The organism is Pseudoalteromonas sp. meg-B1 (assembly GCF_003173795.1).
Classification (GTDB): Bacteria; Pseudomonadota; Gammaproteobacteria; order Enterobacterales; family Alteromonadaceae; genus Pseudoalteromonas; species Pseudoalteromonas undina.
The window spans coordinates 140643-163063 of the sequence record NZ_QGQU01000004.1; the positions used below are offsets into that span (position 1 = coordinate 140643).

The following is a 22421-nucleotide window of genomic DNA, read 5'->3' on the forward strand; positions in this document are numbered from 1 at the left end:
TACCTATAAAAAAACGAATTACTTTATAAATGGGTATGTTAGCGGATTTGTTCAAGGTATTGAGGGAAAAATAATCACTTAATAGTAATTTACTTGCGCCAGATCAAACTTGCCATACGACCGGTTTGGCCGTCACGTCGATAAGAAAAAAACTGATTTTTTTGAGAGAACGTGCAGTATTCACCACCACTAATATTCACAACACCCCGTTGGTTTAGCAAAATACGCGCTATGTAATAAATATCAGCTAAATATTTATCGTTATTTTGAGGTTTAAACGCATCATGCAAAGCTGGATTGTTGGCTGTAAATGTTGCAACGACCTCTTGGCCTACTTCAAATTGGTTAGCCCCTATTGCAGGACCTAACCAAGCATGTAAGTTCGTTGGTGCATGTTTAAAATAGCTAACTGTATTATTAATGATTCCTTGCGCTAACCCTCGCCAACCGGCGTGAATTGCAGCCACTTCCTGGCCATCGCTTGAGGTAAGTAAAATAGGTAAACAGTCAGCGGTCATTATAGCTAAAGGTTGATTATATAATTGCGTGTAAAGCGCATCCCCCGTCAGAGTTTGGTTAAAATCAAACCCTTCATCCACTCTAATTACATCAGCGCTATGAACCTGATTTAACCAAACAGCAGGATTAGGTATGTAACTATTTACATGCGCTCGATTGGTTAATACATCTTGGCTGTTATCACCTACATGCAATCCTAAATTCAAGCTATCAAATGGAGGCTTTGATACGCCTCCATCCCGTGTAGTACTGAATGTGCCTACACCCTGAATAGATTGCCATGTAGCTGATAAGCCAGACATAATTAACTAGCTATGTCTGGATTTGCTTTTGTATCTTCACGCAGTGCTTGAGTCATCTGAACCATATCATCAGGGATAGGTGCTTGCCAGGTCATCATTTCACCGGTAATTGGATGAGCAATGCTTAATTTAACAGCATGGAGCGCTTGACGCTTAAAGCTACGCAGTAACTCAAACAGCTCAGGCGTTGCTCCTTTTGGTGGACGAGGACGACCGCCATAAGATTGATCGCCAATTAATGGGTGGTTTAAGTACGCCATATGCACGCGAATTTGATGCGTACGTCCGGTTTCAAGGCGTAAACGCAAACGAGTATGAGCACGGAACTTTTCTGCCACACGGTAATGCGTAATCGCTGGTTTACCCATTTCATGAACAGCCATATGCGTACGCTGAGTTGGATGGCGGCCAATCGCTTTTTCAACCATACCACCGGCAGTCATAGTACCATTACATAACGCTTCATATTCACGTGTGAAATTTTCGCGCTTTTGTAAGGCTTTCACCAGGTGAGTTTGTGCTTGAATCGTTTTCGCGACAACCATTAAACCTGTGGTGTCTTTATCTAGACGATGCACTATACCCGCGCGTGGCACGTTGATAATGTCTGGAAAATGATGAAGTAACGCATTTAACACCGTACCGTCAGGATTGCCTGCGCCCGGATGAACCACTAATCCCATTGGTTTGTTGATCACTAAAATATCATCGTCTTCATAAACGATGTTTAATTTGATATCTTGTGCTTCGTATTCACGAGGTGCTTCTATTGTTGTTTCAACAGCCACAACTTCACCACCGAGTAATTTTTCACGCGGGGTGTTGAAAATTTCGCCATCAACGGTGATTTTATCATCTAAAATCCACGTTTTTATCCGTGATCGTGAATAATCAGGGAACAATTGTGCTAATACTTGGTCTAGACGTTTACCACCTAAGTCTGTTGGGACCTCGGCTTGGAGAGATATTTGCTCTGACATTAGTAACTTTACCCAATTTACCAGTGCAAGCTTTGCTTGACTGGGTTAGAATCGCTTTTAATAAAAGCATAACATAATACGCATAGTTTACTCGGTTTTACCCACTTGGCCTAGCCGAAGACATCGAAGGTAACAAATAAAATGATAAATAAAATAGGGAAACGTGCATTCGCCATTGTTTTTTCAGTTTCAGTGCTTAGTTTAGGAGCTTGTTCATCTGCGCCTGACCAAGAAGATATTCAACGAGTACCAAACAGATCAGCACAAGCACTATACGAAGATGCAAAACAAACGCTTGATTCTGGTTTATACGCACGTGCAATTGAATTGTTAACGGCAATTGATTCTCGCTACCCGTTTGGCCCGTTTTCAAAGCAAGTACAAATGGATTTAGTGTATGCACATTACCAATCAGGTAATACAGAGCAAGCACTGGCGACAATTGACCGCTTCATTCGCTTAAACCCAAACCACAAAGATTTAGATTACATGTATTACATGCGTGGTTTAGTTAATATTAAAGCTGATAAAAATGCTTTCCAAGAATACTTTGGTGTAGATAGAGCCGACAGAGATGCTAAACGCACCCGTGTTGCTTATACCGACTTATCAACCTTAGTTAAACGTTTTCCAGAAAGTGACTATGCGCCGGAGGCAAAACGTCGTTTAGTTTGGTTATTAAACCGTATGGCTCGTTATGAGCTGAAGGTTGCAACTTACTATTATGAACGTGAAGCCTATTTAGCAGCTGCGAATCGCGGCAAGTATGTGGTAGAGCACTACTCACAAAGTAGCTACCTTGATGCAGCATTAGCCATGATGGAAAAAAGCTACGATAAGCTTGGGTTAACTGAATTAAGTGATAATGCAGCGCAAACACGCAAATTTAACAGTAGAAATAAATAACACAAAAAAGGCGCTACTTTTAAATTAAAGTAGCGCCTTTTTTATACTCAAGACAACGATTATATTGCGTCTTCATCTTCTTCTGCGGTACGAATACGAACAACACGCTCTACCTCAGTGACAAATATTTTACCATCACCAATTTTACCTGTTTGTGCGGTTTTAACAATCATATCAATAGCACGTTCTACATCTTCATCACCAAGCACAATGTCCAGCTTTACCTTAGGTAAAAAATCAACCATATACTCTGCACCACGGTATAGCTCAGTGTGGCCTTTTTGACGCCCAAACCCTTTTACTTCACTTACTGTCATACCCGTAATACCAACATCAGAAAGTGCTTCGCGCACATCATCGAGCTTAAACGGTTTAATGATTGCTTCTATTTTTTTCATATTAGTTACTTTTGAAAGCCTCAGTTGCCTCGATTTTAGACAATCATGAGGTTCATAGCAAACAAAGTGATTGAATAGCACAGGTGAAAAATAATCATGGTATGATTATTTTAATAAAAATAACTATACTAGGGTCTGTTGACCTTTCAACATCACCGAGTTAATGAGATTTATATGAAAACCAAGCATACAGGATTTACTCTATTAGAGTTAATGGTTACCGTTGCTATTGTTGCGATAATAGCGAGTATTGCAATATGGAATAGTAGCGATTTGCTGGAAGAAAACCGAGGCGAAAACTTTTTATTGGAGCTAAGGCGTAATATTAGTTTTGCGCGATCACAAGCAGCTAGTACTGATGAAATCGTGGTTATTTGTGCAGCTCAGCATTCGGAGGTTAAAAATAATGATGATAGTATGCAATGCCGAGCAAGGTGGGATGGTAATAAAGTTATTATTACCTTTATTGATGCAGATAATGATGGTCAATATAATTCCTCATCTGACAGCTTAATTCGCGTTATGGAAAAAATTAACCTTAATGATAAGGTAACATTCACAGCTGGAGATAGACGAATACGGTTTAACACCAGCGGTCGTATCACCACTAAACCTGGAAATTTTATTTTTTGCCCTAATGGTACTAATGAAAATAATAAAGGGTTAACACTGTCTCAATCAGGGACTGCTTTTTATATAGGTGACACAACTCAAACCTGCAGCTAAAAGCCATTTCATACTTTGTCGTTTTTTGATTATTTACTAAACTAATATAATGGACTGTTCAATGTAAGGCTTCAGGGATGAAGTTAATTATAAGTGTTCACAAAAACGATGGCGTTACGCTAGTAGAATTGCTAATAACCATTTCAGTTATAGCAATACTGAGCCAACTCTCTTTATGGTTTGTTCCTGATTTCTTGGCGCTCAATCGCGCTGATAATCAGGTGAATTTATTACACCGAAATATTAATTTAGCACGTCTTTATGCTATAGAGCATGGCAGCTACGTAACTCTTTGCGCTTTAAAAGATAAACAATGTTTAGATGGTGAGTGGCACACGGGTGTGTCACTATTTACTGATAATGACAAGTCAACATCTTTGGATAATGACGAACGTCTTATTAGTACCTTTGAACATACCCATCCCTCTGATAGCTTAGAGTACCCTCGCACTGCAATAACTTTTAGACCTGACGGCTCTTTAAATGGCTTTCAAAACGGTACTTTTATCTATTGCCCTAATAGCGAAAAAGCAAGCCTTGAAGGGCTTGCTCTTTCTATAAGTCAAACAGGTCGCATACGGATAAAGTCCACAAATAGATGCAAAAATAACTAACCTGAACTCTGGTTAAGAGATTTACTAATATATTGGATAATAGTGATAGCTAGGTTTATTTCCTCTAGCCAGAGACTCACAGTGAAAACAAGGTGGATTTTCGCGTCAATAGCTGGGCTATTGCAAGTAAATTCAACGCTATTAGCGCTAAAAGCAGCTACTTGAGATGGGTATATAATCCAGAGTAAGGTTTACCTGCATTATCTACCCCAACAATAATTTATATCTGATTTACCTTTGGCCCCTTTAGCCCCTTTTAAGCCTAAGTCATTAATAGACAGCTCAGTACAATCAGCATCCCCTTTCACCGCTCCAGCGATGGGTTTAGCTGTAATTGTAAATTCATTGCTATCAACCACATTAATTGCCAACTCAAAATGCCCGTTTTCAGTTTTACTTTGAATACCTAAGTCGCTAAACGAAGTCGAATAAACTCGGTTATCTACAAAGTATTGCTCTTGCTTGTTTGCCGCATCTAACAGCGCAGATGCTGCTTCTGCGCGTGATGCCCTTTTTACATACTCACTGTAATTCGGCAGTGCAATTGCGGCAATAATGCCAACAATCGCAACTGTGATCATTAACTCAATTAATGTGAATCCTTGTTGTGTCTTGTTCATATACAGCCCTTAATTGTTTATTTCGTCGTTTTCTTCACGCTTATAAATATATGTTTGCTGCGTTTTAAAGCCAAAACCAATGGGCTCTTTATCATTAACCAGCTTGATTGTACCGTCAACCACTTTTAAACCAGGTCCTGTAATTTCTACAGGTTTAAGAGGGTTTTCGGCTTGCTCACCTTTTATTCCAGGGCCAATTAGAAAAAACTGACTTTCTTCGATAACGTCTTCTTCTGGATTATCATCACACTTTCCATCACCGTTCGAATCGGTACAAGAGTTAGTTGCACCAAAATAAAGCTGTGGTGTATCGGGTACGTCATAACTGGTTGCAAATTTGAGCTGATCATACACTTTTGTACCATAATGCAAATGAAACGCATAAAGCGCACCACCGCCCCCACTTAAAGAACATTGATTCTCTACAACTTCATCAGATGCTGGCGTGAAAGAGGTAAAATAAGCAACCCCACCAACAACGGTAGCTGCAGCCAATGACTTTTCACCTTTAGCTAATTCATAGCGCCACCCTTTCTTTTTTGCCAACTCAGCTTCAACAAGGTTAAAACCATCTATGTCATCTAGAGTATTACCAAACGGATCATCATTCATAATCATTAAGTCAGATGGTTTTATTGCAGCAGGCGCATTGGTCTTAAATGAGCGTGTCAGCGTATTTTCATCACGAATCATAAACAATTGATCTTGCTCATTTGTATTCGTTGGTTTTGAGCGATTACCACTGCCGATAACAACAGCATCATAAGGTGTATCTAAACGGGTAATAACCTTATCACCGTTGATGGTCGTCTCTGTTACTTTACTAAACAAGGTACGCGCAACTAAAGGCTTATAAAAGAAACGTCTATCTTGGGTATTTTGATTGCTACCAAGCTCTGCAAGTTTGAAATGGCTGAACTCGCGGCTATCTTCTCCTGGCATATCAATGCGCCAAATATTACCACCGGTATCTGAAGCATAAATTCGGTCAATATAGCCGTCATAATCTGAATCAAGCGTAGTTAAATCAGCGGCAATGCTATGTTTACCTTTAAAACCATTGCTATCCGGGGTTAACGCCCAAACTAAACTGCCAGTTTTTGCTTCAACAATATAAATACCCCGGCCACTGGAGTCCTCAGACCTAATTGCGGCGTCTTTATTAATATCGTAACCTGCACCAAATACGAGTAAAGGTTTATTACCAAAAGCTTTAATATAAGCTATTTGCGGTTTTGACCATGTTTGTGCTAATTCCGTAAAGTCGCCTTTGCCGCCTTCAATTGGTTTGCTCCAAAGGCGCTTTGGTTGATTCGGATTTGTAATATCTAAGCCGTAGTAATTCTTGCCACCACGGCGCATACCAGCAAAAGCCCAAACAGCATCTCCTTTACTAGCATCTATAATACCGTCATTTAAACCTTCGCTATTTAAACTCTTATTACTAAAGTAAACACTGATAGGGCCGTCCATACCATATACTTTACTATCCGCTTGTTTATTTCTGAGTGGTTTAATAATGTCAAATAATGCTGAAGGTATAAACGCCCAGCTTTCACTTACAGTCTCACCGGCATCTTTAAACATATGTAAAAATCCAGCATTTGTTCCTATAAGAATTCGTATATCATCATTGCCATAGTCGATGGCAATAGGTTTTGAATGTAATGGGTCGCCAAAAATATCAGAGCGTTGATCTTGTGATGAACCATCTTTATCCTCATCATCAACGTCGACCCCTCTTGCCCAATTCACATCTTGACTAGATAGGGACAACGGGTTATTGGTAACCCCGCTAAGAATGTCACTAACAACCGAAGTATTAAAACTAACAACAGAGCCTTGATTCTCCGTAAATAAATTACGAGCAAGCGGATCTATCGTGCTTAAATAATGATTCACACCACCTTGTGCAACAGCATTACCGTCAGCGGGTTGGCCTGCAGGAAGCCAAAATGTTTTTGCATCTTTTGAAATTAAACCTTCGCTATTAAGAGCAGGCTTGTTAGTTGCGTCAACAATCTGACTACCTGAGACTTTTAACTTTTTGAGGTTACCACGCCAGCGCGCACCTGTTTCTGGATAAAACATTGCAAAATAAATAGCATCACGGCTTCGAGTTTGATCTACGTTATTACTGGCCACTGATGGCGATGAAAAACTATCGTTTACTTCACGAATACGAGAAATCGTATTTTTGAGTGCGTCTGATAATTGTGCTGCAGTATTTGCATGTAAATACTGTCCACCGCCGTAGTTTGCTGTCTCAGTAAGTAGGTTCTTTCCTGAGTTGCTCATACCCGTACCAAAACCAATAGGAAATACACGTCCAATATCAAGCACATTATTGGTTTTGCTATACAAATCAACTTTTACATCATCTGTACCATGGATAATTTTCGCCAGTGCTGCTAAATAACTATTACTAACAGCAGGTGCATTTTCAGAAAAATAGTCATTATGGAGATTATATATATCATTATTTCTGTTAGAGTCGTTTGTAGGGTCACCGTCCGTCATTAAAATAATGTTGATACTATTATCACAACGTAATGGCTCACCCGCTACAGGGGCAAAGGGTGATTTATAAACTCCTGATGACTCTGCGGTAAAATCTCGATTATTAGTATTACCTCCATAGTAAACGTTTTGGCCTGTTATATATAAATACGCTTCCCACAATGTTTCAGTTAATGGGGTTGATCCGCTGGCAGGTAGCTCATCAACTTTATTTAGCAACGTTGATTTTGCAGCACCAACTCTGGCTAGTACATACCCACCATTACTACCATTAAAGCGCATTAAACCAAATTCGATATCATCATTATCGTTCACTAACTGTGTAATCGCATTTTGTGCAACTCTTAAACGACTATCACTACATGTGGCTTCATAATTGTAGTAACTAGTTCTTTTGTAACATTGCTCATTTCGTTTATAGCTATCTTTACTTTCAAAGCAATCAACCTCGTAATAACTATTACCGCTTCTTTTATAGCAGGCATTGCCATCGTTTACATCCCAGGCCATACTTCCCGAGGTATCAAAAATCATAATAACACGTGGCTTTTCATTAGTTTCCACATTGTGGTTAACATAGAGCTCTATGTCTTCACCATTCGCTGATAAACTAATTAATACACAAAATATAGAAATGAGTACTCTCTTTAACGTAAGTTTCATTTTAAATCCCCTTACTTATGCTAGCCATCTCTTGGGCTACGCCGGTCACAATTGTAAGCTGGTGCTTACTTTTAGAGCCATATTCTATGGTTGTTGAAACTTGTACCATGTTGCATGAGATACCAGCAGTAAAACTAAAACGACGAGGGCATTCTAAATCGAGTACACCATTGTTTAAATTAATCATATTGCTTTTCATATCATCACGTTCAGCCATAACAATACCCTTGTCTGAAACTTCTTCAGGGGTCAAAAAGAACTGATTAGCAGCTCCTTTACTGACTTCGTCAGCAATTATGCGCTGCACTTCACCAATTAGTTGGTTTTCTGCAACCTCGCGCTCTTGGGCTGCGTTGGTAATTTTAATATCAATACTACTACTGCTCATTAAAGTAACCGCAATTCCTGTCACTGCTATGACCATAATAAGCGCTGTAATAAGTACAACGCCCTGTTGTTTATTTTTCATCTGCGTTAAATACGCCATAAATTTGCTCCCACGTTATTTAAACGAATAGTCGTCGTGAAAACAGTTCGTCTGAAATTATCTGAAAAAGTGAGAGTGCGACTATTAGCATCTTCCCCTAATACGTACGTTTGGTTCTTAATTTTAAGACCTGGATCAGGCTGCAATGCTCTGATCAATAAAAAAACTTGTACTGTTAAAATGCCTTTACGATTTTCCCAGTCACTGACATTCATATCATTGATGCTTTTGTATGTATCAACACGGCTGTCGCTGGTAGTATCTAGGCCAAAAACAAAACGCATATTTTCCACGCCTTCCATTATGGTTTCAGTGTTTATAGACCCTCCCACCAAACGTTTTCGCATTAGTGCAGGTACAGTAAGGCTCTTATTATTTACCGTATAAGTTTGCTCTGAAATATAATAGCTGTGATGACTATACGGCCATACCGACGCATTAATATTTATGCTAGTAGGGTCAACAACACCTCGCTCAAAGCGAGCACTTTCTTGCTCAGCAATAAAATAATTCTCATCACTTTGCGTTTCATTAACACCTGCGGCATCCACTTCTAGTTGGTTTCCTTGTAAAAACTTAACCTGTAAAATATCAGTGCCTGCTAAAGGGTTATTAACGCAATTAAGTTCACTTGAACTAGTAGCTGTTTTTGCATAAAGCGTTTTAAAGTTACTGCTGCTGGTTAAATCAGGAAAGCTACCGTTATTGAGACCTTCAAAACAATCACCTGTAGGATTCGACAATGATGATGTGTTTATAACGGTGAAAGAATCATCATAAAATGTTCCCCAAAAACCAACCTGCTCAATATCACGTTGCATAATATTTATAGCTAAGCGACCTGATTCTTGTAACTCACCTATAGTCATTGTGTCTTTGGTGGTTACTTTCATACCGATATAAGTAAACATTACCCCACCCAAAATTAATCCCCCTATAAATAGAGATATCATCATTTCAATGAGTGTAAATCCTGTTTGCTTCATTTTAGCTCCTAACGTATACATAGCTATTAAGCACGACTAAGCGACGTTTTTTATCTGCAACACCACAGCTAATTTTACCTGTGGCCTCACTCGCTTTAAATTCTTGGCGACCCTGCCAAGAAACAATAACCTCTATGTTATATGCTTTCCCCCCAGACCCCCCTACAACTTCAGGGTTAATACACACAGTTGCCCCATCAAGTGATCCGGTATTCTCTCGGGCTCGGATAGCACGTTTCCATTGCTCGATATCTAAACTAGCTATTTGTGCGTTACTACAAGAGCTTGTAAAACACGTTTTAGACGGTTTCTTAGTGGTTTCACTGGTAAACTCTACATCATAATGGGTCGCGAGTTGCGAAGTATCGTTTGCTCGAATACGTTGAATAATATCATTACCAAGCGCAACAGCAGCAGCACGTTGCATTGAATCAAAACTTGCTTGCTTTGCTTTTGCTTGTAAAGCCACCGCACCGAGTAAGCCAAAGCTTAAAATAATGAAAGCAATCAGAACTTCGATGAGAGTAAAGCCCTTTTGAAACTTAAATACAGTCGAGAACATACTTAAACCAAATAATAATTATCTAACAATAAGTGTATGCAATTAAAAATTAGATTCAACTAGAACCATGACTAACGGTTAATTATGTTGATAAGCGGTTAATGGGTAGGTGTATTAAAGTTCGCTTTTTACGCTTTTGAGTGCTCGACGACTTACAGCTAAAAAAGCGCTACAGCCTTGTAGCTCAATAACATGTTGATGGTTTTTAAGCGTATGTAGGGCAATGATTTTGTTCTTATTCACCAAAGTATGTCGATGAATTCTTAATAAATGATGCGGGTATTGCATTTCAAGGTGCTTTAAACTGTCCTCAATTAAAGCTTCCCCTCCACCAAACACAACCTTGGTATACTTTTCCTCTGCGTTAAAATAAAAAATACTCTCTATTTCAATACTTCTGATAGTGCCGGCCAGTTGATACGTTACTTTTTCTGTATGTTGCTGTTGCAGGTGTACTCTGTTTAAACGTCCTAGCTGTTGTAATGCATGTTGCAAACTTTTTACTGATATAGGTTTTACTAAATACCCAGCTGCATTTAGTTGCAGTGCATCAAGTGCATGCTCAGGGTGAGCGGTTATAAAAATAATCGCAGGGGGAACCGCCAAGCCATTGAGTTGATTAGCCACTTCGATGCCATTTAAGCCTGGCATGTCAACATCTAAAAACACTAAATCAGGCTGAAGCTCTTCTATTTTCATTAAAGCGTCATTGCCATTATCGGCCTCACCTTGCACATGAATGGATGTATGGCTTTGACCAAGTAAACGCTTTAAGCGTGCTCTTGCTAAGGGTTCATCATCTACAATCAGTACATTCATAACATGTTCTCTGTTTGTTTTGGGATAACCACTTTAACTCTAAATTTATTTTCTTTGTTGGTTATAGTCAATTGCGCCCGACCTTTATAATAAATACTTAAACGAGAACGGATATTATCAATTGCCATACCGTTATGCTCTCTAGTATTAGCAGTTTCAGTAGGTACAGGGTTAGTTACAATCAAGGTTAAATAATGTGTTGTAACATGCAACTCAATACTAATGGTAGCACCACTTTGGCTGGGCTCTACACCATGACATACTGCGTTCTCTACCAAAGGTTGTAATGTTAGATATGGAATATAGAGCGTAGGGAGGTTTTCTGGTAATAACCACTCAACCTGTAAACGCTCTGCAAAACGCCATGATTCAAGAGCAATATATTGTTTAGTTAATATTATTTCATCACTGAGTAATACACTTTGCCCTGAACGCATTGCAGCTTGCGAAAGCGCTGCTAATGCCAAAATAGCATTCTCAGCAGCTTCAACGTCATGATGCGTTAATTCTGCTGCCGTATTCAAACTATTATATAAAAAATGGGGTCTGATCCGTGCTTGCAAGGCATCAAGCTCCGCTCGAGAGAGTGCTTTGGCTTGCTGTTCTTTTTCAAAATGAATAAGCAAAAATTGTACAAAAAGTAAGGTAAGCAAAAATACAATAATGCAATTACGTAACACAAAAAACGTAAGTTGTTTTTCGTTTTCTATATCAAAAGCAATATGAGAAAAAGCCAGACTAAATAAAGCAGTGCTCAGACTATATACAGCAATAAAAAAACTAAGCTGAATAAACTGAGGCTGTTTTGCAAGAAATCGCCGGCAAATGTATAAAAAAGAGGTACTGACTAATACTGTTACATGAAGAAATAAACTAATCTCTCCCAAGTGCAGCCATATGTCACCGCCAGCATTAGGAGCAAAAGCTAAAATAATAGCCACGACTTGTGTTACTACGAGGGATGCAAGTACACCACGCTCATTAAAAAGGGCCGAAAAAAGTAGTGCATCTGGTGTCAGTTGCTTACTCATTCGGCCCTCCTTTTATCTATTAATAGACTAACGCAGCTCTACTGGTACAGCAAAAACGATGTTTTCTTCTTCACCTGGGTTCTCGGTTACTTGCGTGCCACCAAGCTCTTTTAAACGAGTAATGACTTGCTGAACTAATACCTCAGGAGCTGAAGCACCGGCAGTCACACCTACACTATTGATACCATTAAACCATGATGCTTCAACATTACTAGCATCATCAATTAAATAGGCTTGCGTCCCCATCTTATCTGCCAGCTCTCGTAAGCGATTAGAGTTGGAACTATTTTTAGCACCCACAACTAATAACACATCTACTTTATCAGCTAAATCACGAACCGCATCTTGACGGTTTTGCGTTGCATAACAAATATCATCTTTACGTGGGCCATCGATTGCAGGAAATTTACTACGTAAAGCATCAATCACATCGGCAGTATCATCTACAGATAGAGTTGTTTGGCTGCAGTAAAAAAGATTATCCGCATTTTTTACATCAAGCTTTAATACATCATCAACCGTTTCAACAAGGTAAATACCACCTTGCTCGTTATCGTATTGACCCATGGTACCCTCAACCTCAGGGTGTCCGTGGTGGCCAATTAAGATGCATTCAATACCTTTTTTACTAGCACGCGTTACTTCCATATGCACCTTAGTCACTAACGGACAGGTTGCATCAAATACTTTTAACTCTCTGCGTTTAGCCTCTGAGCGAACAGCCTGAGATACACCATGAGCGCTGAAAATAACAATGCTATCATCAGGAACCTGATCTAGTTCTTCAACAAACACGGCGCCGCGATTTTTTAAACCATCGACTACATAACGGTTATGCACCACTTCGTGTCTTACATAGATTGGTTTTTCAAAAATATCTAAAGCGCGCTCAACAATACTAATTGCGCGGTCAACACCGGCGCAAAAGCCTCGTGGATTAGCTAGTAATATTTCCATTAACCTTGTACCTCAATAATATCAACCTCAAACGTTAAACGTTGACCCGCTAAAGGGTGGTTAAAATCGATAGTGACTGACTCACCTTGCACTTCACGAACCAGGCCTGGAAGCTCAGTACCATCAGGTTGAGTAAAGGCAATAATCGCACCTACTTTAGCCGGTGTTTCTGCACCAAACTTACTACGATCTACATAATAAATATTATCTGGATTGGGTTGACCAAAGGCATCTTCAGGCTCAAGTTCAAATGTTTTGCTTTCACCCGCAGTTAGGCCAAGCAAACATTTTTCAAAGTTAGCGGTTAAGCTGCCATCACCCATAGTGAGCTTAGCAGGTTTGTTATGTACTTTTGTTGAGTCAGCGGCAGAGCCATCTTCTAGTTTAATAGAAAAATGAAAAATAACGTCTGATTTTTCACCAATTACAGCTTGGCTCATGCTTTATGCTCCTTTGGTTCTTCGCCTGTAAAGGCGTCAAATAGTAATAATGCAGCGCCTATACAAATAGCGCAGTCTGCAATATTAAATACGGGGAAATGTGAGTCTTCGTAAAACACATGTAAAAAGTCAATAACGTATCCATAAGCAACACGGTCGTATAAGTTGCCGATAGCACCCGCTAACACTAACGAATATGCACTGCACAATACTTTATTAGATGCAGGAAGGCGCTTTAACCACCATACCAACAAACAACTAATTGCGATTGCTATTACACTTAAAAACCAACGTTGCCAGCCACCCGCTTCGCTTAAAAAGCTGTAAGCTGCACCGTAATTATGTACATAAGTGATACTAAAAACAGGCAGTAGATTAATTGACTCACCATAAGCCATGGTGTTTACAACCAGTGTTTTACTGGCAAAGTCTATTACTAGTAGTAATAGACTCAACCAAAGCCACACTAAACCACTTTTTTGGGCTAGTTTGCTCACTAAAAACAACTCCTAAGCGAATTGACGCTTTTCACCTTCACCGTCAACGTTACTAACACAACGACCACAGATTTCAGGGTGCGCAGGTTCAATACCTACATCTTCACTATAATGCCAACAGCGCTCACACTTTTTAGCATCAGTTGCTGATACGCTAATGTATAAACCTTCAATTTCGGTTGCTTGTGAGTCTGCTGGCTGGCTATCAACCTCAGTAACATTTACAGCTGAAGTGAGTAACACAAAGCGCAGTTCATCGCCCAATGCCGCCAGCTTAGCTGCAAGTTCTTTGCTTGCAAACAAGTTAACTGTTGCTTGTAATGTAGCGCCAATCACTTCTTCTTTACGTGCAGCTTCTAGCAGACGGTTTACTTCGTCACGCACATTTAAAATAGCTTGCCAATCTTCATTACTAAACTTGGTCGTAGTTGGCGCTTGTAAGCCCTCATACCAAGTTGAAGTAAATACATAGTCACTGCGCTCACCTGGAAGTGCTTCCCAAATTTCTTGTGCTGTAAAGCTCATGATTGGTGCCATCCAACGCGTCATTGCTTCAGCAATGTGGTATAGCGCGGTTTGACAAGAACGACGTGCATGACTGTCGCTTTTTGCCGTGTACTGACGATCTTTTATAACGTCTAAGTAGAACGAACCAAGCTCACCGGTACAGAAGTTCATTAGCTTTTGCGTTACTAATAGCATTTGGTAGCTATCGTACGCTGCTAAAATGTCATCTTGTAACTGTGCTGCGCGCCCTACAATCCACTTATCAAGCTCAACCATATCATCAACAGCAACTTGATCCGTTTTTGGATCAAAACCGCTAAGGTTAGCAAGTAAGTAACGGCTGGTGTTACGAATACGACGGTAGCGATCTGCTGAACGTTTGAATATTTCATCTGATACCGTCATTTCTGCCGTGTAATCAGTTGATGCTACCCATAAGCGTAAAATATCAGCGCCTAGTTTATTCATCACATTTTGTGGTGAAATAACATTACCTAATGACTTAGACATTTTGCGGCCGTTTTCATCAACAGTAAAGCCATGCGTTAGCACTTGCTTGTAAGGTGCATGACCATTTATTGCCACTGAGGTCATCATTGATGACATAAACCAACCACGGTGTTGATCTGAACCCTCTAGGTATAAATCAGCAGGACCGGTTAAATCTTCACGCGCATCAACAACACAGGCATGCGTTACACCTGAATCAAACCACACATCGAGTGTGTCTTGCACTTTCATGTATTGTTGTGCGTCTTCTTCACCTAGTAAAGTAGCTGGGTCTAAGTCATACCATGCTTGAATGCCTGACTTTTCAACTAGCGCCGCGGCTTGTTCAATCAGCTCTTGAGTATTTGGGTGTAATGCACCCGTGTCTTTATCAACAAACAACGCAATAGGTACACCCCAGGTACGTTGACGTGAAATACACCAATCAGGGCGGCCTTCAACCATGTTGGCAATACGGCTTTCGCCCCATTCAGGTAACCACTGAGTATTTTTAATTTCAGCCAGTGAATCTTGGCGCAAGTTAGCCTGATCCATGCTAACAAACCATTGTGGTGTGGCACGGAAAATAATAGGTGTTTTATGGCGCCAGCAATGTGGGTAGCTGTGCGTTAATGCATGATGATGCATTAGGGCATTATTTTCTTTTAATACCTCAATTACACTCGCATTGGCTTTAAACACATGTTGACCGGCAAATAATTCAGTATCAGGTAAGTACACACCGTTTGCGCCAACAGGGTTAGCTACTTCAAGATTGTACTCAAGACCTGCCACGAAATCTTCTTGACCATGACCTGGTGCAGTATGCACGATACCGGTACCAGAATCTGTTGTTACGTGCTCAGCAACAATAACAGGAACATTAAAGTCGTAAAAAGGATGTGCTACGGTTAAGCTTTCAAGTGCTGCGCCTTTAACATAGCCAAGGATATGGAAATGGTTAAAACCAAAACGATCCATCGCATCTTTAACCAGCTCAGAACCTATAATAAGACGTTGCTGAACGCCTTCATCTTCTACTTGTACTAGCGCGTATTCTAAATCAGCATGCACAGCTACCGCACGGTTTGCTGGCAAAGTCCATGGTGTCGTAGTCCAAATAACGGTTCCTACGCTACCTGTTCCTGTATGGCCAGCCGCTAAATCAAACGCATTAACCACCGCATCTTGATCTGTAAAAGTAAAACGTACATCAATAGCTGGAGATTGTTTATCTTGGTATTCAACTTCTGCCTCAGCTAATGCTGAACCACAATCTGTACACCAATGCACAGGCTTAGCACCTTTATGAAGGTGACCATTTTTTATAATGCGGCCCAATACACGAATGGCATTAGCTTCAAAGTCGAAGTTCATGGTTAGGTAAGGTTTATCCCAATCACCAAAAACCCCTAAACGTTTAAAGTCTACTTTTTGGCCTTCCACTTGCTTTTTAGCATAGGCACGACATTTCTCACGAAACTCTGCCGCAGTTACCTTAACACCGGGTTTACCAACTTTTTTTTCAACCATTAGCTCGATTGGTAAACCATGACAGTCCCAACCTGGTACGTATGGCGCATCAAAGTCTGATAAAGTTTTAGACTTAACAATAATATCTTTTAATATTTTATTTACTGAGTGGCCTAAATGGATATCGCCGTTTGCATACGGAGGGCCGTCATGCAAAATGAAAGTTTTTTTACCTTTCTTCGCGCTGCGAATTTGACCGTATAGGTCGTTTTCATACCATGCTTTAAGCATTTTTGGTTCACGTTGTGCCAAATTGCCACGCATTGGAAACATTGTTTCCGGTAAATTCAAAGTATGTTTGTAGTCGCTCATTAATCCTACTTTCCGTTTCTATCGGCTACCTAATTTAAACCAAAACACTGCTTAGCGGCGGCAACATCGGTTGCTATTTGTGCCGTCAGTTGTGTTAATGTCTCGAATTTTTTCTCATTGCGGAGTTTTTCAATTAACTCCACATGCATAAATTGTCCATAAATATCTTGTGCAAAATCAAAAAGGTGAACTTCTAATAAGGCACGAGTTCCATTAAACGTGGGTTTGTTTCCAATGTTAGCCACCCCAAAAACTTGCTTTCCTGCGATCATCACTTGAACCGCAAATACACCATTGACCGGACAAACTTGACGTTTTAGTGCAATATTTGCCGTTCTAAAACCCAGTTCGCGGCCTTTTTTCCAGCCATGAATAACACGTCCAGATATTGCATAATTATGCCCAAGCATAACTTTTGCACTAACTAAGTCACCTTCAGCAAGCGCTTCTCGTATCAAGGTACTGCTTACTCTAGCATTTAATTGCCTAAAGCTGGCAGTGCTTTTAACACTCATTCCCACTTGGGTGCCCATAGTTGCCAATAGACTAAAGTTACCTTGGCGCTGTTTACCAAACCTAAAATCATCACCAACCGTTAATGCTTTAACGCCCAGCTTTTTAATTAAAATATCGCTAACAAACTGCTCAGCATGCATGTTTGCAAAAGCCTGATTAAAGCTAATACAAATAACGCGTTCAATTCCTAAGTTACTCAATAGACGAAGTTTATCACGCAGTCGAGTCAGCCTAGCCGGAGCGTTACTCTTTGCAAAAAACTCCTGTGGCTGAGGCTCAAATAACATTACAGTGCTGGGTAAATTATTTTCTTTTGCATCAGCTAAAAGCCCTTTTAATACGGCAGCATGACCCAAATGAACACCATCAAAATTACCAATGGTCAGCACACAACCAAAGTGTTGTGGGCGTATATTGTGTATACCTCTAATTAACTCCATGCCACCTAATGCCTTTTTCAGCGAGCGATAAAATGCGACCTCGGGCCGCAGAGTGTCCGATTATAATCTTTTTTTTAATTTGATTCAGTAATTGCTACACTTTTTATCGTATTTAGTCTAACACCCATCAAAAACAACATAAAAAAGTAACTAACAATCGCAATAATTAATAACACAACCAATAACATAACTTGTTCGCTAAAGTGCCAACTAACCCAGTCATATTGCCTACTAGTAAACCAAACCAATGCGCCCATTGTTATACTTGCCAACAAACACTTCAAAGTGAAGTAGCCACTCATGCTGGAAAACTGATAAACATTCTCTTTTTTAAGCTGTCGATACAGTAAGTAGGCATTACAACTTGCCGACATTGAGGTTGCCAGTGCCAAACCTAAATAGCCAATAAATGGTGCCAGCATAATATTAAACACCATATTTAGTACCAAAGTAATAATACCAATGCGTACCGGTGTTTTAGTATCTTGGCGAGAATAAAACCCAGGCGCGAGGACTTTAATTAACATAAAACTGACTAATCCCACTGAGTAGGCAACCACCCCTAAGCTCACCGCCTTAACATGATCGATGCCCGCTTCTTTGAAAGCGCCATGATCAAACAGCACGGTAATAATAAGCGGACTTATAATCATCAATCCTATCATTGCTGGAAGCCCTAAAAAAATCACAAACCTCACTCCCCAATCTAGGGTATGTTGAAAGTCGCTACTTTTTTTACTGCTGTGTAATTTTGACAGCGCAGGTAAAATAACCGTCGCAATACCAATGCCAAATAAACCAAGTGGGAATTCAATCAGTCTATCTGAGTAATACAGCCAAGCGATAGAGCCTGTCATCAATAATGAAGCTATTACCGTATCGAGTAATAAGTTAATTTGACTAATTGATACACCAAATAAGGCTGGGAGCATTAACTTGCGTACTTTTTTCACATTTTCATCTTGCCAACCCCAGCGCGGGCGCGCTAGCATTTTTGCTTTATACAAAAACGGCAGTTGAAATAATAGCTGTACCACGCCTCCTAAAAACACGCCAACAGCTAACGCATAAGCGCCTACAGAAAACTGATCATGTAATAAAATGGCACAACTAATAATGGATACATTGAGTAACACCGGGGTAAAAGCCGCAACGGCAAAACGATTATAAACGTTCATCACAGCGCCACTGAGCGCCACAAGGCTTACAAAAAACAAATAAGGAAAAGTCAGTTTTAATAGCGAACTGGCAAGCTCAAACTTTTCTGCGTCAGGGCCACCTTGCCACCAATCAATAAACCAACCAGTGCCGAATAAAGCAGCAATAACAGGTGACGCTATCACACCAAAGAGCGTCACTATCAGTAAAATAGTGCCTAACGTGCCGGCGGCTTGGGCAACAAATATTCTGACCTTCTCATCGCCTTGCTGCTGTTTAATTTCACTTAATACCGGTACAAATGCTTGCGCAAAAGCCCCTTCGGCAAATAAACGGCGTAAAAAATTAGGAATACGGTTAGCAAATAAAAATACATCGGCCGCAGCGCCTGCGCCCAACAAGTTAGCTACGACGGCATCTCGTACTAGCCCTAAAATACGCGAGATCATTGTCATTGCACTTACAATCATCCCAGAACGAAACAAACCTTTTGACACTATGAATCCATATTAAAAATCAGCAATTAAGTTAATTATGCCATAGTCTTTTTTATAAATCGCTTTAAAGCACTAGGCTGGAACCCCTTGCTTTGTTACAATAGCGCTATTAACTGCTAAAGCGGCAAATTGATGTTCGTTATAAGGAGCAGTTTTTCTTGGATTGTTAAAATTAAATTGACATTCATGATAAAAACAGGCATATTCCACGGCCTTTAATTTAAGCTTTATTTAAGATTGTTAGGAGCAAACCTTGGCTAACATCAAGTCTGCAAAAAAACGCGCTATCACAAGCGAAAAAAACCGTCAGCACAACGCAAGCCGTCGTTCAATGATGCGTACTTACTTCAAAAAAGTAATCGTAGCTATTGAAGCTGGCGATAAAGAAGCTGCACAGCAAGCTTTTTCTGTTGCTACACCTATCCTAGACCGTTACGCAACTAAGGGTCTAATCCACAAAAACAAAGCTGCTCGTCATAAGAGCCGTTTAGCTGCTAAAATTAAAGCGCTATAATTTGTTTTTGCAAGATTAAAAAAACCGGCTTTTGCCGGTTTTTTTTTGCCCAAAATAAATGCGCCTATTAAACGTTATCAAGCTCTGGGTAAAACTTTTTCAACATCGCCGCAATTTTCTTTGGAGAAAATGGCTTAACTACAAATCCTTTAGCCCCTCTATCTATCGCATCCTTCACATTTTCAACGCCTGAATGAGCCGACACCATCACCACGTTTGTCTCTGGTGATAACTCATTAATTTGCGCAATAAGCTCTTTACCGTCGCCATCAGGTAGCTCTATATCTAAAAATATAATATTAAAATTGGCTGCACGACACTCGCTAATGCACTGCGCGGCCGTTGACGCCTCTTTTACATTCTCTATCCCTAAATGCATCAATGTTTGACTGAGAAAGCTACGCACCGTGCTAACATCATCAACTATTAAAATAGATAGCTGCGTATTCATATATAATCCTTATAGGCTAAAGCCATGTCTGCGAAATTGGTGATTTGCTTAAAATACAAATATTTACTTTATTATAGAGAGCTAAGCTAAAAAGGCCAGATTTGCTTTATGTCGAAAACCACAAAAAAGAGTCGCCGCAAAAAAAATAAAACGATTACTGTTAAACCTACACCCACTAATAAGCTTGCAAACCTTGGCTCACAATTAAAGCCGCAATCAAAGAACACTAAGCGTGGTATCAAGCTGACCCTGTTTTTTATTTTCACGATATTATTACTTATACTTGTTTTAGTGCCAAAGCCAAGCTTACTTACTTATAAAAAATCATCTATGGTAAGCCAAAGTGTGTATTGGCCTGGGTTGTTTTCAAGCGAACCAAAACTACTGGACTCAACCCTCCACCCGCGACTGGATAAGGAGCATAGAACCCTTTACTTATGTATTGATTTACAGCAACCGCAGAGCTGCCAAAAATATCGAATTATTGCTGAGGAAGGAATATTTTCAGTATTGCTTACTTACTTTTAACATTAAAAAAACTAATCTGAAAATTTAAAATTACTTGGTTGAAAGCTGTGCAAAAGATCAACATAATGGCGCTCCTTTTTTCAACAACTGAACTATTGAAACGACCATGCTAAACGAGCTAGATTGGCTTTTAAATACATTACTACTTGCACTAGGTTTAGGTGCATTCTTTATTAACCAACTGACACTGCTTCGCGTTGCTGCGATTAGTGCTTGTGGTTTGTTATTCCTATCATTTAGCTTAGATCTTATGTCGTCGAGTATTATTTCAAATATGAGTTTAGTTTTGATCAACACATTTTACTTGTTCAAAGTTTATACATTTGGGCAATTTACTGTATCTCAACACTAATTACTTCCCCTTAGAATATTTTATAGCCCAGTTTTTCTGGGCTTTTTTTATCCCACAGCTTTAAAAATCTTGGGTCTTAGTTTGAACTAAGTTAAAATTTATCTCGTATTAGGGTCTGTTGACCTTTCAAGGTTAAATTTGCAGCAGTCTGTTTGGTATTTAGGCAAGGCAGAGCCTATGTGGTGTGGTTATTCCCCATAAATAGGTGATAACGCAGCATCAATGCCAAACAGGCGCTGCCCTTAGGGTTCTGCCTAGGGGCGATTTACTCTTTGTTGCTCGGTTTTTACTTAGCCCACTAGGTTACAAACCGAGCGCCGCGATTAAACCGCCCCTAGTTTGAACAAATTTCAATCCGCAAAGGTCAACAGACCCTTGCCTAATTTGAGATAAGCCCATGCCGTTGTCAGATTTCGATTTATTCTTATCCTCTATGGAAGATGTTACCCCTATCAATCACGACACCGTGACATTACCATCTAAAAGCCATAAAACGGTTATCGCACAGCAAGAAAAAAACAAAGCTGCACAATTAAACTTAAACAGTGAACAATTTAATCCGTTAGATGAACCACTTGAATTGCTCGACCCACTCGCCATATTAAGCTTTAAACGAGATGGCGTGCAAAGCCCGGTTTTTAAAAACGTAAGACTAGCTAAATATCAGCTCGATGCGACATTAGATTTACACGGGCAGCTTTTAAAAAATGCCCATGATTCGTTGCAGGCCTTTATTAAAGATTGCCACCAGCGCAATATAAGAATGGTTCTTGTTCGTCATGGAATAGGAATTAAAAATAAAGCCAAACCGGGTATTTTAAAAAGTTACGTAAACCAGTGGTTGCAAACTATTCCCTGTGTTTTAGCATTTCATACTGCACTCAGGCAGCATGGAGGAAGTGGTGCAACGTATGTCTTACTGAAGAAGAGTGATGATAAGAAGCATCAAAACCGAGAAATCCACAGCAAGCGTAGCTAATTCCTACTGTGGTAATAAGAGTTAGTTGAGCAGCACTGTCGCATTGGCTTGGTTAAACCAAGCAGATATTCCTAATATAATGATAGATACAACCACAATGCTGATTTTTGCGCCCCCT

At 39.9% G+C, this 22421-nt stretch carries 24 protein-coding genes; 7 read left to right on the plus strand and 17 right to left on the minus strand.

Annotated elements, in window-relative coordinates:
- Positions 1 to 89: 89 nt before the first annotated feature.
- Both pgeF and rluD read right to left on the minus strand, forming a co-directional pair.
- A complete protein-coding gene (gene pgeF / locus DK924_RS14730; RefSeq protein WP_109875545.1) occupies positions 90 to 821 on the minus strand; it encodes a peptidoglycan editing factor PgeF in 732 nt (243 codons plus the stop codon).
- A 2-nt stretch (positions 822 to 823) separates the two neighbouring features.
- Positions 824 to 1801: a 23S rRNA pseudouridine(1911/1915/1917) synthase RluD gene (gene rluD / locus DK924_RS14735; RefSeq protein WP_010391291.1), complete on the minus strand. Its 978-nt coding sequence runs from the start codon at positions 1799 to 1801 to the stop codon at positions 824 to 826.
- A 141-nt stretch (positions 1802 to 1942) separates the two neighbouring features.
- Between rluD and DK924_RS14740 the strand changes: the two genes are divergently transcribed.
- Complete coding sequence (locus DK924_RS14740) at positions 1943 to 2707, plus strand: outer membrane protein assembly factor BamD (RefSeq protein WP_010391290.1); 765 nt, start codon at positions 1943 to 1945, stop codon at positions 2705 to 2707.
- 59 nt (positions 2708 to 2766) lie between these two features.
- Here DK924_RS14740 and DK924_RS14745 read toward each other — a convergent pair whose 3' ends face one another.
- Positions 2767 to 3105, minus strand: coding sequence for a P-II family nitrogen regulator (locus tag DK924_RS14745; protein ID WP_054202119.1), 339 nt, complete (start codon positions 3103 to 3105; stop codon positions 2767 to 2769).
- 174 nt (positions 3106 to 3279) lie between these two features.
- Between DK924_RS14745 and DK924_RS14750 the strand changes: the two genes are divergently transcribed.
- Both DK924_RS14750 and DK924_RS14755 read left to right on the plus strand, forming a co-directional pair.
- Complete coding sequence (locus DK924_RS14750; protein WP_109875546.1) at positions 3280 to 3831, plus strand: GspH/FimT family protein; 552 nt, start codon at positions 3280 to 3282, stop codon at positions 3829 to 3831.
- 77 nt (positions 3832 to 3908) lie between these two features.
- Positions 3909 to 4445 (plus strand): GspH/FimT family pseudopilin, encoded by a 537-nt coding sequence (locus DK924_RS14755; protein ID WP_010391288.1) that lies wholly within the window; start codon positions 3909 to 3911, stop codon positions 4443 to 4445.
- 200 nt (positions 4446 to 4645) lie between these two features.
- Here the strand turns inward: DK924_RS14755 and DK924_RS14760 are convergent, their stop codons facing one another.
- The 13 genes from DK924_RS14760 to murJ form a co-directional block, all read right to left on the minus strand.
- Entirely contained in the window at positions 4646 to 5065 is a 420-nt protein-coding gene (locus DK924_RS14760) for a type IV pilin protein (RefSeq protein WP_054202118.1), read from the minus strand.
- A 9-nt stretch (positions 5066 to 5074) separates the two neighbouring features.
- Positions 5075 to 8248 (minus strand): pilus assembly protein, encoded by a 3174-nt coding sequence (locus DK924_RS14765; protein WP_054202117.1) that lies wholly within the window; start codon positions 8246 to 8248, stop codon positions 5075 to 5077.
- A gap of 1 nt (position 8249) precedes the next feature.
- Positions 8250 to 8735, minus strand: coding sequence for a hypothetical protein (locus DK924_RS14770; protein WP_055011715.1), 486 nt, complete (start codon positions 8733 to 8735; stop codon positions 8250 to 8252).
- Positions 8723 to 9721, minus strand: a complete 999-nt coding sequence (locus tag DK924_RS14775) for a PilW family protein (RefSeq protein ID WP_010391281.1) — start codon at positions 9719 to 9721, stop codon at positions 8723 to 8725. The genes DK924_RS14770 and DK924_RS14775 overlap by 13 nt, the downstream gene beginning before the upstream one ends.
- 1 nt (position 9722) lies before the next feature.
- Positions 9723 to 10283, minus strand: coding sequence for a type IV pilus modification protein PilV (gene pilV, locus DK924_RS14780; RefSeq protein ID WP_010391280.1), 561 nt, complete (start codon positions 10281 to 10283; stop codon positions 9723 to 9725).
- A 114-nt stretch (positions 10284 to 10397) separates the two neighbouring features.
- Positions 10398 to 11102, minus strand: a complete 705-nt coding sequence (locus tag DK924_RS14785; protein ID WP_109875547.1) for a LytTR family DNA-binding domain-containing protein — start codon at positions 11100 to 11102, stop codon at positions 10398 to 10400.
- Positions 11099 to 12133 (minus strand): sensor histidine kinase, encoded by a 1035-nt coding sequence (locus DK924_RS14790; RefSeq protein ID WP_109875548.1) that lies wholly within the window; start codon positions 12131 to 12133, stop codon positions 11099 to 11101. The genes DK924_RS14785 and DK924_RS14790 overlap by 4 nt, the downstream gene beginning before the upstream one ends.
- 27 nt (positions 12134 to 12160) lie before the next feature.
- Positions 12161 to 13090 (minus strand): 4-hydroxy-3-methylbut-2-enyl diphosphate reductase, encoded by a 930-nt coding sequence (ispH, locus tag DK924_RS14795; RefSeq protein WP_010391276.1) that lies wholly within the window; start codon positions 13088 to 13090, stop codon positions 12161 to 12163.
- A complete protein-coding gene (gene fkpB / locus DK924_RS14800; RefSeq protein WP_109875549.1) occupies positions 13090 to 13530 on the minus strand; it encodes an FKBP-type peptidyl-prolyl cis-trans isomerase in 441 nt (146 codons plus the stop codon). Before fkpB ends, ispH begins: the two co-directional genes overlap by 1 nt.
- Entirely contained in the window at positions 13527 to 14027 is a 501-nt protein-coding gene (gene lspA / locus DK924_RS14805; RefSeq protein WP_010391273.1) for a signal peptidase II, read from the minus strand. Before lspA ends, fkpB begins: the two co-directional genes overlap by 4 nt.
- A 12-nt stretch (positions 14028 to 14039) precedes the next feature.
- On the minus strand, positions 14040 to 16868 hold the full coding sequence (gene ileS / locus DK924_RS14810) for an isoleucine--tRNA ligase (protein ID WP_109875550.1): 2829 nt from the start codon (positions 16866 to 16868) through the stop codon (positions 14040 to 14042).
- Between the two features lie 29 nt (positions 16869 to 16897).
- Entirely contained in the window at positions 16898 to 17824 is a 927-nt protein-coding gene (ribF, locus tag DK924_RS14815) for a bifunctional riboflavin kinase/FAD synthetase (protein WP_055011710.1), read from the minus strand.
- Positions 17825 to 17898: 74 nt separating this feature from the next.
- Positions 17899 to 19437, minus strand: a complete 1539-nt coding sequence (murJ, locus tag DK924_RS14820) for a murein biosynthesis integral membrane protein MurJ (RefSeq protein ID WP_041709107.1) — start codon at positions 19435 to 19437, stop codon at positions 17899 to 17901.
- Positions 19438 to 19732: 295 nt separating this feature from the next.
- Here murJ and rpsT point away from each other — a divergent pair, with 295 nt between their 5' ends.
- On the plus strand, positions 19733 to 19993 hold the full coding sequence (rpsT, locus tag DK924_RS14825) for a 30S ribosomal protein S20 (RefSeq protein WP_008114420.1): 261 nt from the start codon (positions 19733 to 19735) through the stop codon (positions 19991 to 19993).
- Positions 19994 to 20060: 67 nt separating this feature from the next.
- Here rpsT and DK924_RS14830 read toward each other — a convergent pair whose 3' ends face one another.
- On the minus strand, positions 20061 to 20444 hold the full coding sequence (locus DK924_RS14830; protein ID WP_008114419.1) for a response regulator: 384 nt from the start codon (positions 20442 to 20444) through the stop codon (positions 20061 to 20063).
- A gap of 108 nt (positions 20445 to 20552) precedes the next feature.
- Between DK924_RS14830 and DK924_RS14835 the strand changes: the two genes are divergently transcribed.
- The 3 genes from DK924_RS14835 to smrA all read left to right on the plus strand — a co-directional run bounded on the left by DK924_RS14835 (position 20553) and on the right by smrA (position 22303).
- Positions 20553 to 20972 carry a hypothetical protein gene (locus tag DK924_RS14835; RefSeq protein WP_109875551.1) on the plus strand — a complete coding sequence of 140 codons (420 nt, stop codon included), beginning with the start codon at positions 20553 to 20555 and terminating at the stop codon, positions 20970 to 20972.
- Positions 20973 to 21078: 106 nt separating this feature from the next.
- Positions 21079 to 21324 (plus strand): hypothetical protein, encoded by a 246-nt coding sequence (locus tag DK924_RS14840; RefSeq protein WP_008114416.1) that lies wholly within the window; start codon positions 21079 to 21081, stop codon positions 21322 to 21324.
- A gap of 397 nt (positions 21325 to 21721) precedes the next feature.
- Complete coding sequence (gene smrA / locus DK924_RS14845) at positions 21722 to 22303, plus strand: DNA endonuclease SmrA (RefSeq protein WP_109875552.1); 582 nt, start codon at positions 21722 to 21724, stop codon at positions 22301 to 22303.
- The last annotated feature ends 118 nt before the right edge of the window (positions 22304 to 22421 follow it).